The organism is Arthrobacter sp. Leaf141 (assembly GCF_001424565.1).
Taxonomy (GTDB): Bacteria; Actinomycetota; Actinomycetes; order Actinomycetales; family Micrococcaceae; genus Arthrobacter.
Map to the genome: position 1 here is coordinate 83,461 of NZ_LMOL01000005.1, position 14,422 is coordinate 97,882.

11 protein-coding genes are annotated in these 14,422 nt (G+C 64.6%); 7 read left to right on the plus strand and 4 right to left on the minus strand.

Annotated elements, in window-relative coordinates; genetic code table 11:
• Together ASF72_RS19915 and ASF72_RS02945 are read right to left on the minus strand one after the other, a co-directional pair.
• Nucleotides 1-1,148 (minus strand): acetylxylan esterase (locus ASF72_RS19915; protein WP_082484076.1); only part of this gene is annotated, 1,148 nt, incomplete at its 3' end.
• A gap of 51 nt (nt 1,149-1,199) precedes the next feature.
• Nucleotides 1,200-2,468, minus strand: a complete 1,269-nt coding sequence (locus tag ASF72_RS02945) for an ABC transporter substrate-binding protein (RefSeq protein WP_056596466.1) — start codon at nt 2,466-2,468, stop codon at nt 1,200-1,202.
• A gap of 380 nt (nt 2,469-2,848) precedes the next feature.
• Between ASF72_RS02945 and ASF72_RS02950 the strand changes: the two genes are divergently transcribed.
• The 3 genes from ASF72_RS02950 (at nt 2,849) to ASF72_RS02960 (ending at nt 6,370) form a co-directional block, all read left to right on the plus strand.
• Nucleotides 2,849-3,793, plus strand: a complete 945-nt coding sequence (locus ASF72_RS02950; RefSeq protein WP_050684358.1) for a carbohydrate ABC transporter permease — start codon at nt 2,849-2,851, stop codon at nt 3,791-3,793.
• Nucleotides 3,783-4,730, plus strand: coding sequence for a carbohydrate ABC transporter permease (locus ASF72_RS02955; RefSeq protein WP_050684359.1), 948 nt, complete (start codon nt 3,783-3,785; stop codon nt 4,728-4,730). The genes ASF72_RS02950 and ASF72_RS02955 overlap by 11 nt, the downstream gene beginning before the upstream one ends.
• Nucleotides 4,731-5,011: 281 nt before the next feature.
• Nucleotides 5,012-6,370 (plus strand): ABC transporter substrate-binding protein, encoded by a 1,359-nt coding sequence (locus tag ASF72_RS02960; protein WP_056596470.1) that lies wholly within the window; start codon nt 5,012-5,014, stop codon nt 6,368-6,370.
• 157 nt (nt 6,371-6,527) lie between these two features.
• On the opposite strand, the gene ASF72_RS02965 is transcribed toward ASF72_RS02960, so the two are convergent.
• A complete protein-coding gene (locus ASF72_RS02965; protein ID WP_056596473.1) occupies nt 6,528-8,273 on the minus strand; it encodes an HNH endonuclease signature motif containing protein in 1,746 nt (581 codons plus the stop codon).
• A 162-nt stretch (nt 8,274-8,435) separates the two neighbouring features.
• Between ASF72_RS02965 and ASF72_RS02970 the strand changes: the two genes are divergently transcribed.
• A complete protein-coding gene (locus tag ASF72_RS02970) occupies nt 8,436-9,023 on the plus strand; it encodes a DinB family protein (protein WP_056597397.1) in 588 nt (195 codons plus the stop codon).
• Between the two features lie 12 nt (nt 9,024-9,035).
• Here the strand turns inward: ASF72_RS02970 and ASF72_RS02975 are convergent, their stop codons facing one another.
• The gene (locus tag ASF72_RS02975) at nt 9,036-11,051 is read right to left on the minus strand and encodes a beta-galactosidase (RefSeq protein WP_050686770.1); all 2,016 of its coding nucleotides are present in this window, start codon (nt 11,049-11,051) and stop codon (nt 9,036-9,038) included.
• Nucleotides 11,052-11,227: 176 nt separating this feature from the next.
• Here ASF72_RS02975 and ASF72_RS02980 point away from each other — a divergent pair, with 176 nt between their 5' ends.
• Genes ASF72_RS02980 through ASF72_RS02990 form a run of 3 tightly spaced genes read left to right on the plus strand, consistent with a single transcriptional unit; the run spans nt 11,228 to nt 14,415 of the window.
• Nucleotides 11,228-12,517: an ABC transporter substrate-binding protein gene (locus tag ASF72_RS02980; protein ID WP_050686768.1), complete on the plus strand. Its 1,290-nt coding sequence runs from the start codon at nt 11,228-11,230 to the stop codon at nt 12,515-12,517.
• A 30-nt stretch (nt 12,518-12,547) separates the two neighbouring features.
• Nucleotides 12,548-13,501 carry a carbohydrate ABC transporter permease gene (locus ASF72_RS02985; protein ID WP_056596476.1) on the plus strand — a complete coding sequence of 318 codons (954 nt, stop codon included), beginning with the start codon at nt 12,548-12,550 and terminating at the stop codon, nt 13,499-13,501.
• Complete coding sequence (locus ASF72_RS02990; protein WP_056596479.1) at nt 13,498-14,415, plus strand: carbohydrate ABC transporter permease; 918 nt, start codon at nt 13,498-13,500, stop codon at nt 14,413-14,415. Before ASF72_RS02985 ends, ASF72_RS02990 begins: the two co-directional genes overlap by 4 nt.
• The last annotated feature ends 7 nt before the right edge of the window (nt 14,416-14,422 follow it).

The window sequence follows — 14,422 nt, forward strand, 5'->3', positions numbered from 1 at the left end:
TGGGAGGCGTCGTCTGCAGGTAGCGGGGCGGTGGCGCCCAGGGTGCGGCCGAGGAATTCGAAGGCCTGGTCCTGCATGGCGGCCGTGAAAACGTGCCCGCCCGGCCAGAACGCTCCGGTGTACCTGTCCGCCGGGTGGAGGTTTTCAAGGATGGTGTGGGCCTGGCGCATGCCGGCTTCGGGAAACAACTGGTCGGCCAGCGCGTACTGGACCAGGAAGGCCGCGGCAGGGGAGCGTGCGGTGAGTTCGGGCCAATCGCCCAGTTTCCACAGCCCGGGTGTCTGCAGCAGCCAGGAGTGGGCATCGAGGTAGGCGGGCAGCAGCGATTCGAAGGTAGTCATCATGCAGGTGATGGCCGAGGCGCGGATCGCCGGGGTGAGCGCAGCCAGTGCAAGGGACCGGCCGCCGCCACCCGAGAAACCCATGCAGCCAAGCCGGCCGGCGTCCACGCCTGGCAGGCCGGCCAGGATGTCCAGTGCGGCGAGATCGTCATGGGCCACCATCCCGGCCAGGCTGGTGCCCAGCAGGCCGGCCGTTTTGGCGACGGTGTCCTCGTGGATGCCCGCGGCAGCGTTGTACAGGTCAGCATCGGAGGGCACGACGCCGTCCTGCCGCCATTGCGCCCGCCTTGCCTCCAGCCCCGCCCCGGTCCGCCACGGCGGGGTGGACAGGTCGAAACCGCGGCTGCCCCAGGCGAACGAATCGTGGGCCAGGACGGCGAATCCCCGCCGGGCGGTTTCCGTGGCCAGTGCCTGTCCGTCGTACAGGTTGGCCCGGGCTGCGGCCGCCGACGGGTGGCTGTCCGGCAGCTCCACCAGCCGGTCCGCGCCGCCGAACTTGTTGCCGCCATGGCAGTGCAGCGCCAGTACCCCGGGGAGCTGGCCGGAACTGCCGGCCGGCCGGACCAGCCAGCCAGTGGTGCGGGGGCCAAAACCCAACTGCCAGCTGAGCTGGGAGGTGGTGACGCCGTCGTGCTCTTCCTCCCACTGCACTTGCACCTGCGGCGCTGCCGACGCGCCGGGAACCCCCAGCGCGTCGGCGAACTCCTGCGAAGCCGGCGTTCCGGCCCGGTACCGCGGATGGGCCCGGACATAGGCAGGCCAGTCCTCGTAGGCGGCAATCGCGCTGGGCCGCACTGTGTTGTTCACGAAACAGCCTCCGGACTGTGGTTGATGTGCACTGGCGTTACGTGGGGCCGGTCAGCCCAGGTTCTGGTTGACCTCGGAAATCATGGCCTTGGCGGCCTCCTGTGGGGAGACCTTCCCGAACAATACGTCCGTGTTGTACCGGTTCAGTACTTCCAGCGTGGCGGACGAGCCTGCGGGGAACGGCGGGGGAGCGGACACATTGAGCTCCGCGATGCGGTCAAGATAGCCCGCCTCCTTCTGCTGGGCGTCCTTCAGCAGCGGCAAAATTCCGGCTTTGAGCTCGGTGTTGGCCGGCATGCCGCGGTCGCTCTTGATCTTGGTGGCAGCGTCCATGTTGTTGACCAGGTAGTTGATGAACAACGCTGCTTCCTTGGACTGGGCGGACTTGCCGGAGATGGCGTATTCCATGGAGGAACGGAGCCACGCGCCGGGCTGCTTGCTCTCGCCGGGCATCTTCATCATGACCAGCGGCGCACCGGAGTAGGACGTCATCTGGTTGCTCCAGGAAATCTTCATGGCCTGCTTCCCCTGGCCCATGAGGGTCAGTTCGGGCTGGGCCGAGCCGTCCTCCACGGTCTGGGATGCTGACGGTGCCCCGCCGGTGTCCATCAGCTTCTTGTTCAGCTCGAACCAGCGGGCCAGGGTGTCCTCGCTGATGCCCATTTTTTTGCCGTCGTCGGTGTAAAGGGTTTCGTTGTTCTGGCGCGCCCACACGGCAAGGAACGAATCGTTGGACATCGGCGTGGTGCCGAAGGTGCCGGCCGGTGACTTGCTGGCCACTTCGGCCGCGATGTCCACGTAGTCGTCCCAGGTCCAGGTCTCGTCATCCGGCAACGGCACACCGGCGGCCTCGAAGACCACCGGATCGATGACCATGGACATGGAGTTCACACCCGCGGTGATGGTGTACTGCTTGCCGTCGATCTTGCCCAGATCCACGGTACCTTCGGCGAACTTGGACGTATCCAGCTGCTCGCTGACGGTGCCGAGGTCAAGCAGCACGCCCCGGCTGGCGTATTCGCTGGGGTAGGAGCCGCTCATGGCAAAAACATCAGGGGTGGTGCCACCGGCGATCTGGGTGGCCATCTTGTCCCAGTAGGAGCTGAACTCGGTGTTTTCGCCCTGGACCTTAATGGTGGGGTTGGCGGCCTCGAAGTCCTTGATCACGTCCAGGGTGGTCTTGGCGCGGGAGTCGTTGCCCCACCAGGCGAACCGGATGGTGACCGGATCATCCACGGTTCCGACCTTTCCGGCCTGCGGACTGCTGCCGCAACCTGTCAGGACCATTGCCAGTGCCGCCGTCGCCCCGGCAACCCCCATTACAGATCTATTAAGACGAAACCGCATTGTCCTGCCCCTTTGCTTGTGTGATCTAGTGTTGAGTGACGCCCAACACAGAAAACGTTTTCTCAAAAACTAACAAAGGGCTATACAGGAGTCAAGAAAGCGTTTACTTTGGTACGGAGCCGCTTTTTCGACAGCACCACTCCTGCAGCGCAGGGCCACCCGTTTTCCGGTACACGGATGCAGCGGGCCCGGCAGCAGGGGGTGCCGAACTTATCGCCCTCGGCGATTTTCACCTACGTGGAGGCCACGATGACCAAAGGAGACCACATGGCCGCGAAGCACATACCCAGGACACCGCGCCCGGCAGGAATGCCGGCAGCAGCGGTCCTGATGACAGGGACGGAGTCCCCGCAATGAGCGCCATGAGCGAGCTCAGCTCCATCAGCCGGCGGAAGGGCAAGATCACCGCCGAGGAAAAGAAGGCCAACGGCCGGGACAACAAGGCCGCGTACATCTTCCTGCTGCCGTGGCTGGTGGGCCTGGTGGCCATCACCATCGGCCCCATGCTGATGTCCCTCTACCTGTCCTTCACGGACTACAACCTGCTCCAGCCGCCGGAATGGACCGGCCTGGAGAACTTCACCCGGATGCTGACCGACGCGCGCCTGCACAACTCGCTGGGTGTCACGTTCACCTACGTGTTCATCGGCGTTCCGCTGCAGCTGGCGGTGGCCCTGCTCATCGCGCTGGTGCTGGATAAGGGCCTGCGCGGCCTTCCGTTCTACCGCTCCATTTTCTACTTGCCGTCGCTGCTGGGCGGTTCGGTGGCTGTTGCCATCCTCTGGAAGCAGATCTTTGGCACCACAGGCTTGGTCAACCAGGTCCTGGCGATGTTCGGCATCCAGGGGCCGGGCTGGATCTCGGATCCCAGCACGGCGCTTGGCTCCATCATCCTGCTGCACGTCTGGACCTTCGGCGCCCCCATGATCATCTTCCTGGCCGGCCTCCGGCAGATCCCGGTGATGTACTACGAGGCAGCCAAGGTTGACGGCGCGTCCACCCTCCAGCAGTTCTGGCGGATCACCCTGCCGATGCTGAGCCCCATCATCTTCTTCAACCTGGTGCTGCAGATCATCGGATCCTTCCAGTCGTTCACCCAGGCGTTCATCGTCTCGGGCGGCAACGGCGGACCCTCCGACTCCACCATGTTCTTCACGCTCTACCTCTACCAAAAGGGATTCGGCCAGTTCGACATGGGCTACGCCTCGGCCATGGCATGGTTCCTGCTGGTCATCATCGGTGTATTCACCGCCATCAACTTCATCGCTTCTAAGTATTGGGTTTTCTATGACGACTAAGCTGGAGACGCTGCCCACCCCGGAGAAGAAGTCCGGAGGCGCCGGCAAGCCTACGAACAACCGCAAGGCCCGAGTCCGCGAGTCCAGGGGAACCCTGGCGTTCAGCCGGGCCCAGCGCACCAAGGCGCTGACGAAGCATGCCATCCTCATCCTGGCCGGCGGCCTGATGATCTATCCGCTGCTGTGGATGGTGGTGTCCTCCCTGCGGCCCAACGAACTCATTTTCCGCGACCCCGGCCTGTGGCTGAGCAGCCTGGAAATGTCCAACTACACGGACGGCTGGTCCGCCCTGACCCACCCGTTCGGCCACTACATGCTCAACTCCGCCATTGTGGTGATCGGCTCCATCCTGGGCAACCTGATCTCCTGTTCCATGGCCGCCTACGCGTTTGCCCGGCTGCAGTTCACCGGCAAGAAGCTGTTCTTTGGCATCATGCTGCTGACCATCATGCTGCCGTTCCACGTGGTGATCGTCCCGCAGTACATCCTGTTCTCGCAGATCGGCTGGGTTAACACCTTCTGGCCGCTGCTGGTTCCCAAGCTGCTTGCCACTGATGCGTTCTTCGTGTTCCTGATGGTCCAGTTCATCCGCGGCATCCCCAAGGACCTGGACGAGGCGGCCCGGATCGATGGTGCCGGACACCCGCGGATCTTCCTCCGCGTGATCCTGCCGCTGATGGTGCCGGCCCTGGCCACCACCACCATCTTCACCTTCATCTGGACCTGGAACGACTTCTTCGGCGCCCTGATCTACCTCACGGACCCGGACATGTTCACCGTTCCCGTGGCGCTGCGGGCCTTCGTTGACTCGCAGTCCGCCACGAGCTGGGGATCACTGTTCGCCATGTCCATCGTCTCGCTCCTGCCCGTGTTCCTGGTGTTCCTCTTTGGCCAGCGCTTCCTCATCAAGGGCATTGCCACCACCGGCATCAAATAGGCCTGCTGCCCCGCAGCACCAGCCCTCCCGCAAGCGGGCGGCCCGTCGATCCGGCGGGCCGTCCGCTTGTCCGCTGTCCGGATGAGGCCGCTCCCGGGACTTTCCGGTCGCGTTACCGGGCTGCCGGGCCGGGCCGGAAAATTGCCGCAAAAACGTCTTGTAATACAAGTTAGCCACTTGTACTATTAGGTCCAGTAAACGTTTTCGCAGTAACCCGGCGGCTCACGCCCAACATCCCGCATCCATCCCCAGCACCAGATCAACGAAGATCGGAGTTACCAGTGCAGCTCTTTTCCCGCACTGCGCCGGCCGCCAAAAAGGCAGCAGCCGCACCATCCCACGGCGCTCCCCGCCGAATCCGCAAGACGGCCCTGGTGGCCGCGGCCGCAGCCGCCGTCATGGCGCTCAGTGCCTGCGGCGGAGGCTCGGCACCGCAAAGTGCCGACGGAACCGTGGAACTTCGGTTCTCCTGGTGGGGCGGCGACAAGCGCGCCCAGCTGACTCAGGACGCGATCGCCAAGTTCGAAGCCGAAAACCCCAAGATCAAGATCAAGCCCGAATACGGCGACTGGAGCGGATACTGGGACAAGCTGGCCACCCAGGTGGCAGCGAACGACGCCCCGGACATCATCCAGATGGACGAAAAGTACATCACGGAGTACTCCAGCCGCGGCGCCCTGCTTGACCTGTCCAAGTACGACATCGACACTGCCAAGCTTGATGAGGCAGCCCTCAACGCAGGCAAGAGCGAAGACGGCCTGACCGGCATCGCCGCCGGCATCAACGCCGCCACCATCCTGGCCAACCCCAAGGTCTTCGAAGCCGCCGGCGTTGCCCTGCCGGATGATGCCACCTGGACCTGGGCCGACTTTGAGCGCATCGCGGCTGAGATCACGGAGAAGTCGCCCAAGGGCACCTACGGCGCTGCGGCCTACGGCACCGACGAAGCGTCGCTGGGTGTCTGGCTCCGCCAGGACGGAAAGTCCCTTTACACCTCCGACGGCAGGCTGGGGTTTGAACCCCAGGACATTGCACAATGGTGGGCTTTCCTGAAGGACATGAGCAAAAAGAAAGGTGTCCCTTCAGCCTCCGAGGTAGTCGAAGCCGAAGCTGCGGCCCTGGACCAGAGCGGCCTCGCCACCGGCAAAAACGGCATGGCCTTCTGGTGGTCCAACCAGGCCCCGGCTTTGGAAAAGGCTTCGGGCAGCGACCTGAAGATCCTGCGCTTCCCCACCAACACCGGTAAGGCCGACGACGCCGGCCTCTGGTACAAGGCATCCCAGTTCTGGTCCGCGTCCTCCCGGACCAAGCACCCTGAAGAGACCGCCAAGTTCATCAACTTCCTGGCCAACAACGTCAAGGCCGGCGAATCGCTCCTGGCCGACCGCGGCGTCTACCCCAACACCGACGTCCGGGCAGCAATCGAGCCCAAGCTAACGCCTGCCGACGTCAAGGTGGTCAAGTTCATCGACCAGATCAAGGACGAGCTGGGCGAGGCTCCGGCGCCGCCGCCGAAGGGCGCCGGCGCCATCCAGGAGATCATCAAGCGCTACACCTCGGAGGTCCTCTTCGAACGGTTGTCCCCTGAGGACGCCGGCAAGAAGGCATCCGACGAAATGAAGTCAGCCATCAGCAACTAGGTTTCAGTTACAACACCCCGGCCCCGGCAGGAACTCCACGGTTCCTGCCGGGGCCGGGGNNNNGGGGCCGGGGTGTTTTGCGTCGTTTCTGATCGGATGCCGCCTGCCGCGCTTCGGGTTTCAGCCATGACGCCAGGCCGCTCCGATCGATGCGGGTTTATGTCTGGTGGTGGTTTCGCTGTGGCTTTTGGCGCGGGTCAATGTGCGGTGGCGGAATGAACCAGGGGACGCCGTTTGCGACGTGTACCTGCCATTGCTCCTTGTGGATGAGGTGGTGGTGGCTGGTGCAGAGAAGGGTGCCGTTATCGGTGTTGGTGGGTCCACCGTGTGACCAGTAGGAAATGTGGTGGGCTTCGCACCAGGGGGCGGGGATGGTGCAGTTGGGGAAGGCGCAGCCGTGGTCGCGGGCGGTGATGGCTTTGCGGATGTGGGGTGGGAAAATCCGGGTGGTCCGGCCGATGTCGAGGATGCGTCCTGCGCTGCCGAGGAGGATGGGGATGATGTCGGCGTCGCAGGCGATTTCGCGGACGGTCGCAGGGGTGACGGGTCCAGTGAACGCAAACGATCCGGCGCCCGGGATGCTACCGGGGTCCGGGACCGGGCGGCCGCCGGTTGTGGACGTGCCATAGCCGTAACGGGGTCCTTTGCCGGTGGTCTGTTCCAGACGGTTCAGGAGGTCACGGTAATCGATGGTGACCAGGACCTGGGGGCGGAGTCCTCCGGCGCTGGGGAGGTTGCCGGAGGTGAGGGCTGTTTTACAGGCCCCGACCAGGCCGTCGAGGAGTTGCTGGGCGCGGGTCCGCCGGTCCAGGTTGAGATCCGGGTCCACAGTGGCTGTGGCCGAACCGGTATGTCCGGGTTCACTGCCGATACCCGCGTTCCCAGCGTCGCATGCCCCATCGGAGTTGTTTGCGTTGGTGGTCCTGGGGTTGGTGGCCGTACTCATGGCGGTGAGGAGACATTCGTATTGGGCGGGTGTGGCGAAAATATCCAGGCGGTTCAGTCCGCGGCGGGCGGGCCGGATGAAGACTCCTTGCCGCTGGCGCAGCTCGTGTTCACTGGGTTCGGTGCCGTCGGCGTCGATCGCTTCGGTCCAGTGCCGGGCGATACGGGCCAGGAAGTCGGCGTCGTTGTTGGCGGCTGCCTGTGTGAGGGCGTGCTCCATCCGGGTGGTCACGTCTTCGGTGACGTGGTGGCTGACGTGGTCCAGGGCCAGGGTAATGATGGTCGCAGGGCGGGAGGCGACGGACCCGGTGGTAAGGGCGGCAGCGAGCTGCGGGCGTGCCGGTGCTTGGGTGTGGCCGGTGAGCCCCGACTGGGGCAGTACCGCGGCGGCAAGACTTATACGACGATGTGCTTCGGCGACGGGAATCCGGAGCCGGACGCGGAGGAACTCGGCGGTGTTTTTACACCCGTCATCAGCCGGTGAACCCATGGCCCTATCGGGGGAGGCCTGGGCTGTGGCGGCAGTAAATGCTGCGTCGCCCAGGCCGGCAGGGTCGGGACTGCCATGGGGCCAGGATGGGTCGCTCCCAGCAACGTCAGCGGAGCTGCCGGTGGTGTTGTCCCAGCCGGTGATCCAGGTCCGGCCCGTCCCGGTGCGGCTGGCGTCTGCGATGGCCTGCGCGCGCGTGCGGTCCACGGCGGAGGCGGCGAGGATCTGCACGTACTCCAGAGTCCGGGAGATCTCCTCAATCTGGCTTGCGTATTCGGCTGCCTCGGCGAAGGTGGCAAGTGCCAGCTGGCCCGGCCCAGCCGCGGCGACCGCCTGCAGCGCAGTAAGCGCTTTTGCGACGCCGGCCTCATCCGTGCTGCAGGAGGAGCTCCCTAAAGTCGGACCAGCGCCGCACGGAAGCGCGGCGTTTGCGCCGTGCCCTGTGTGCTGAACCTTGGAAGCGTCCATAAGAAAATTCTCTCAAGGGGGTACGACATTTAAGGGCCTGCCCGGGCGCCGGGCAGTCACGGTGCCGGCGCGGCGCTCCGTTTTTCCCGGCGCAAGGCACGGCAGAATTCCACGCCGCGCAGAAGCTGCCAATCGGACCCTGTTGCCGGTAGCGTGCAGGACATGGACCACAAGGAGACCCTCCACAGCTACCTGCGGATCCGGCGCCAGGATCTGCTGGGCAAGCTGGACGGCCTGGACGAGTACGACATCCGCAGGCCACTGACCCCCACCGGTACCAACCTGCTGGGACTGGTGAAGCACGTGGCCAGTGTCCAGCTGGGCTACTTCGGCGAAGTGTTTGGCCGGCCGAGCGGACGCCACCTTCCCAGCCTGGACGATGACGCGGCCCCGGACTCGGACATGTGGGCCACCGCCGCGGAGAGCCGGGACGACATCGTTGAGCTGCATCACTTTTCCGCCGGGCACGCGGACGCCACCATCGAGGCGCTGCCCCTGGACGCCGCGGGCGCCGTCCCGTGGTGGCCAGTCGAGCGCAGGGCCGTGACATTGCACCGGATCCTGGTCCACCTATGCGTGGAGACCGCCCAACACACCGGCCACGCCGACATCCTCCGTGAACTGATTGACGGCCAGGCCGGCTTCCGGCCGGGCGATCCCAACCTCACCGACCGTGGTGCGGACGGCTGGGCGGAGCACCATGCCCGAGTGGAAGCCGCGGCCAGGGCGGCGTCCAAAACGCAGCCCTGACCGGCCCCCGGCTCAGTCCTCCGCGATGACCGCCACCAGCCCGGCCCCCACGGAACCGGCGAAAGCCTCGCCGGTCAGCACATCCGTGCCGGCAGCCCGGACGCTGGCTGCCTCCCGGGTGTGGTTGATGGCGAAAAGGTAGCTGCTGCCGTCCGCCGCGCGGCGCCGGGTCAACTCCACGCCGGGGTCGGCGGCGGCCACCGGGCCAACCCCGGATTCGGCAAGCAGCCTGTCCACCACGGACTCGATGCCCTCCGGGCCGGGGAACGTGGCGAGGTACCACGCAGCGCCGTCGCCAACTGCGTGCCGGGTCAGGGCGGGAACCCCTTCGAGCGGGTATTCCGTGAAGGACCGGATGGCCTCCGCGCCGGTGAGGTGGACGTGTTCGCTCCAGACGGCGGCAACGGTGCCGTCGTCCAGCTTCAGCGCGGACCCGGCCAGCAGCGGGTGGAATTCCTCCACGCGGATGCCCAGCAGGTCCCGGAAGGCGCCGGGGTAGCCGCCCAGCCGGACGTGGTCCGAGCCGTCCACAATGCCGCTGAAGTAGCTGACCAGCACGGTGGCGCCGGCCGCCGCAGCAGCAGCAACCGAGGCCGCGGCTTCGTCGCTGACGGCGTAGAGCGTGCAGACGAGCACCAGGTCGTAGCCGGCCAGGGAAGCCGACGGGTGCACGATGTCAACGGAGACGCCCCGCAGGAACAGGGACCGGTGGAAGGCGCGCAGCACATCCAGGTACTTCACGTCCTGGCTGGGCTTGGAATCTATTTCGCTGGCCCACCAGGCCTCGTAATCAAAGACAATGGCCGCCCGCGATTCCACCCGGGAACCACGCACGGGCGCCAGCCGCTGCAGCGCGCCGCCGAGTTCCACCACCTCGCGCCATACCCGTGTGTCCCGGCCGGCGTGCGGGACCATGGCCGAATGGAACTTCTCGGAGCCGGCAAAGCTCTGCCGCCACTGGAAGAACATCACGGCGTCCGCGCCCCGGGCCACGTGCGCCAGCGAGTTGCGGAGCATTTCACCGGGCATCTTGGGCTGGTTGCGCGGCTGCCAGTTCACGGCCGACGTCGAATGTTCCATCAGGATCCACGGGTCGCCGCCCGCAATTCCCCGGGTGAGGTCCGCGCTGAACGCCAGTTCGATGTGCCGTTCGGGGTCGGCCGCCACCAGGTAGTGGTCGTTGGCGATGACGTCCAGGTCCTTGGCCCAGTCGAAGTAGTCCATGGATTTGGTGGCGCTGGACGCCATGAGGTTGGTGGTGCAGGGGACCGCGGGCGTGATCTCCCGCAGGACCGCCACGAGGTCGCGGTAATAGTCCATCAGCGCCCACGAGTTGAAGCGCTGGAAGTCGAGCTGCTGGCCGGGGTTCAGGGTGCTGGGCGCGGCGGACGGCGGCAGGATCTCGTCGAAGGCGCCGTAGTTCTGGCTCCAGAACGCGGTACCCCAGGCGGCGTTCAACGCGCCGATATCGCCGTAGCGCCGTTCCAGCCACACGCGGAACGCCGCTGCGTCTTCCGGGCCGTAGAACTCAGAGACGTGGCAGCCCAGTTCGTTGTCCACATGCCAGAGCGCCAGGGCGGGGTGGTCCTTGTAGCGTTCGGCCAGTTTGCGGGTGATCCCGGTGGCGTAGCGGCGATACGCGGCCGACGACGGGGTGTAGTGCCGCCGTGAGCCCGGTCCCAGCACGGTACCGTCAGCCGTCACCGGGAGGATTTCCGGATGTTTGCGGACCAGCCAGGCCGGCGGCGCCGCCGTGGCGGTGGCCAGGGCCACCTTCACGCCGATGCCCGCCAGGTTGTCCAGCACCTCATCCAGCCAGCCGAAGTCGTAGGTGCCTTCGCTGGGTTCCAGCAGCGCCCACGAAAAGATGCCGACGCTGAGGAAGTTCACGCCGGCTTCCTGCATCAGCTCAAGGTCTTCCAGGCGCACGCTGGTGGGCCACTGCTCAGGGTTGTAATCGCCGCCGAAGCCGATACCGTCCACGTTGTTCCACACGCTTGCCGGGCCGATGGGTTCCTGCGCTGTCATGGGACTCCTTTGTCTGCTGAAGGGCCGGAATTTGGTAGGACATCTGATCATTGGAAAACGCTTGCCCAAATTCCGGAATAGGGATATTGTATCGTTTCAGAAGCCGTGTAAGCCAGCTCACTGCCCGTGTTGTGGTGAGACCGAAGGTATTACACACATCGAGCAAGGAGGCTCCCGTGATCAACAGAAGGCACTTCATCACCACCGTCGCCGTCGGCACCGCATCTGCCGCGGCACTGGCTGCGTGTGGAACAGGATCCAGCAGCTCCGGCGAAACCGGTTCAGCGGAAAAACCCGTCACCATCAACTACACCTGGTGGGGCAACGACGACCGCGCCGAGCGCACCCGCAAGGCCATTGCCTTGTTCGAGTCCAAAAACGCGGACATCAAGGTCAACGGCAACTTCACCGACTTCGCCGGCTACTGGCAGAAGCGTGCCACCGAAGCTGCCGGCGGCGGCCTGCCGGACGTAATGCAGTGGGACCTGTCCTACCTGCGGGACTACGGCCAGCGCAACCAGCTCCTGGACCTCAGCACCGTGAAGATCAACACGGACGCCTTCGAGAAGTCCCTGCTGCCGTCGGGCCAGATCAAGGGCAAGACCTTCGGCATCCCCACCAGCACCAACGCCTTCGCCGTTTACTACGACCCCGCCAAGCTGGCTTCACTGGGCATCACCGAACCGGATGGCAGCTGGACCTACAAGGAATTCAACGAATTCCTTGTGTCCGTGGGCAGCAAGAGCAACGGGGCCCTCTTCGGCAGCACCGATTACACCGGCGTCTGGTGGATGTTCAACGTCTGGCTGCGCCAGAACAACATCGAAGCCTTTACCTCGGAGGGCAAGCTCGGCTTCAGCAAGGACGACCTCAAGAAGTGGTGGAACCTCACCGCCGACCTGCGCGGCACCCCCGCCATCATTTCCGAAGAGCGGGTCACCCAGCTGGCACCCAAGTCACCGTTCGGATCCAACGTCACGGCCACGGAGGTCACGTGGGACAACTTCATGGCGGGCTACCTCGGTGACAGCGGCGCCAAGGAACTCAAGCTTGTGCCGGTTCCGTCGGACGACAAGGACAACCTGGGCCTGTTCCTGAAGCCCTCCATGCTGATGGTTGCCAGCGCCAAGACCAAATACAAGGACGCGGCAGCCCGCTTTATCGACTTTATGGTCAATGACCCCGAGGTGGGCCAGATCTTCAAGACCTCCCGCGGCGTTCCGGCGTCCAAGACCCAGCGGGACGGAACCACCTTCGAAGGAACCGACAAGGTGGTGGTGGACTACGAAACCTCCATCGCGCAGTACCTCAAGGACGCTCCCGAACCCCCGATCGTGGGCTTCGGCACGCTTGAAACCTCTTTCAAGCGGGTTGCCTCGGACCTGAACTACGGCAAGCTCGACATCAACGGTGCCGCCGATGCCTGGTTCAAGGAAGCCGAAGACCTCATCAAGCAGAATGCCTGATCCAGGCTTCACTACTGACGGACTGAACTCGTGACTCAAAGCCCAACCCTGAGCAGGCGTTCAGCGACGTCCGCTTCCTCGCTGCCGCGCAAGTCGCGGCAGCGAGGGGTGGACGCCCGCGCCGGCTATTCGTTCCTCTTGCCCTGGCTGCTGGGATTCATTGTCCTGACCCTTGGACCGATGGTTTCCTCGCTGTACCTGTCCTTCACCAACTACAACCTGTTCGACCCGCCCAAGTGGATCGGGCTGGACAACTACGCCACCATGTTCCAGGACGAGCGGTTCATGCAGTCCGTGGGCGTGACCGTGGGCTACGTGGTTTTCGGTACCCCGCTCAAGCTCGCCGCCGCCCTTGCCGTGGCGATGCTGCTCAACAGCGCCCGCATGGGCCAGGGCTTCTACCGGTCCGCGTTCTACGCCCCGTCCCTGATCGGCGCGTCCGTGTCCATCGCCATTGTCTGGAAGGCAATGTTCGGGGACTCAGGTCCCGTGGACCAGGGCCTGTCCTTCTTCGGGATCAACCTGGGCGGCTGGGTGGGCAACCCCACCATGACCATGCCGATGTTCATCCTGCTGACGGTGTGGCAGTTCGGCGCCCCGATGGTGATCTTCCTCGCCGGGCTCAAGCAGATCCCCGCGGACCTCTACGAAGCCGCGTCCATGGACGGTGCCGGCCCGGTGCGTAAGTTCTTCAACATCACCTGGCCCATGCTCTCCCCGGTGGTCTTCTTCAACCTGCTGATGGAAACCATCCACGCGTTCCAGATCTTCAGCTCGGCGTACATCATTTCCAACGGTGAAGGCGGACCCGCCGGTTCCACCCTTTTCTACACCCTCTACCTGTACCTGCGCGGCTTCTCCGATTTCCGGATGGGTTACGCCTCGGCGATGGCCTGGCTGCTCCTGATCGTTGTGGGCATCATTACCCTGATCATCTTCCGCACGTCCAAGTCCTGGGTCCACTACAGCGGGGACGCAAAATGACAACCATGGCAACCCCCACCCAGTCCACACCCGACGCCCAAATGCCCCAGTACAACCCCAAATCCGAGTCCATGGGCGCCAAGCGGGTCAAAAGCACCCTCTTCCACATCGTGGCCCTGGCACTCACGGCTGTGGTCCTGTACCCGGCGTTGTGGATGGTGGCGTCCTCCTTCAAGCCGAACTCCGAGATCGGCGGCACCAACACCTCGCTGTGGTCCAGCAACTTCAGCATGGACAACTTCGTTACGGCGATGGACGGGATCGGCGGGGTCAGCACCCTGCAGTTCTTCACCAACTCCCTGATCCTGGCCGTCGGCGCCGTCGTCGGCACCGTCCTCTCAGCCAGCGTTTCGGCATACGCCTTCGCACGGATCAAGTTCCCCGGCCGCAGCGTGTTCTTCGGCATGATGATCGCCACCTTGCTCCTGCCCTTCCACGTGGTGATCATTCCGCAGTACATCATCTTCAACCAGCTGGGCCTGGTGGACACCTACGTCCCCCTGCTGATCGGTAAGTTCCTCGCCGCTGACGCGTTCTTCGTGTTCCTGATGGTCCAGTTCATGCGCAACCTCCCGGCAGAACTGGACGAGGCAGCACGCATCGACGGTGCCGGCCACGTGCGGATCTTCACCTCGATCATGCTTCCGCTGATGAAACCGGCGCTGATTTCGACGTCGATCTTCTCCTTCATCTGGAGCTGGAACGACTTCCTGGGCCCCCTGCTGTACCTGAACACCCCGGACAAGTACCCGCTTCCGCTGGCGCTGCGGCTCTTTGTGGACCAGACCCAGTCCTCCGACTACGGCGCCATGATCGCCATGTCCGTCCTGGCGCTGCTGCCGGTGCTGATCTTCTTCCTGATCTTCCAGCGGTACATTGTTGAAGGCGTCTCCACCCAGGGCCTCAAAGGCTGACGGAGCA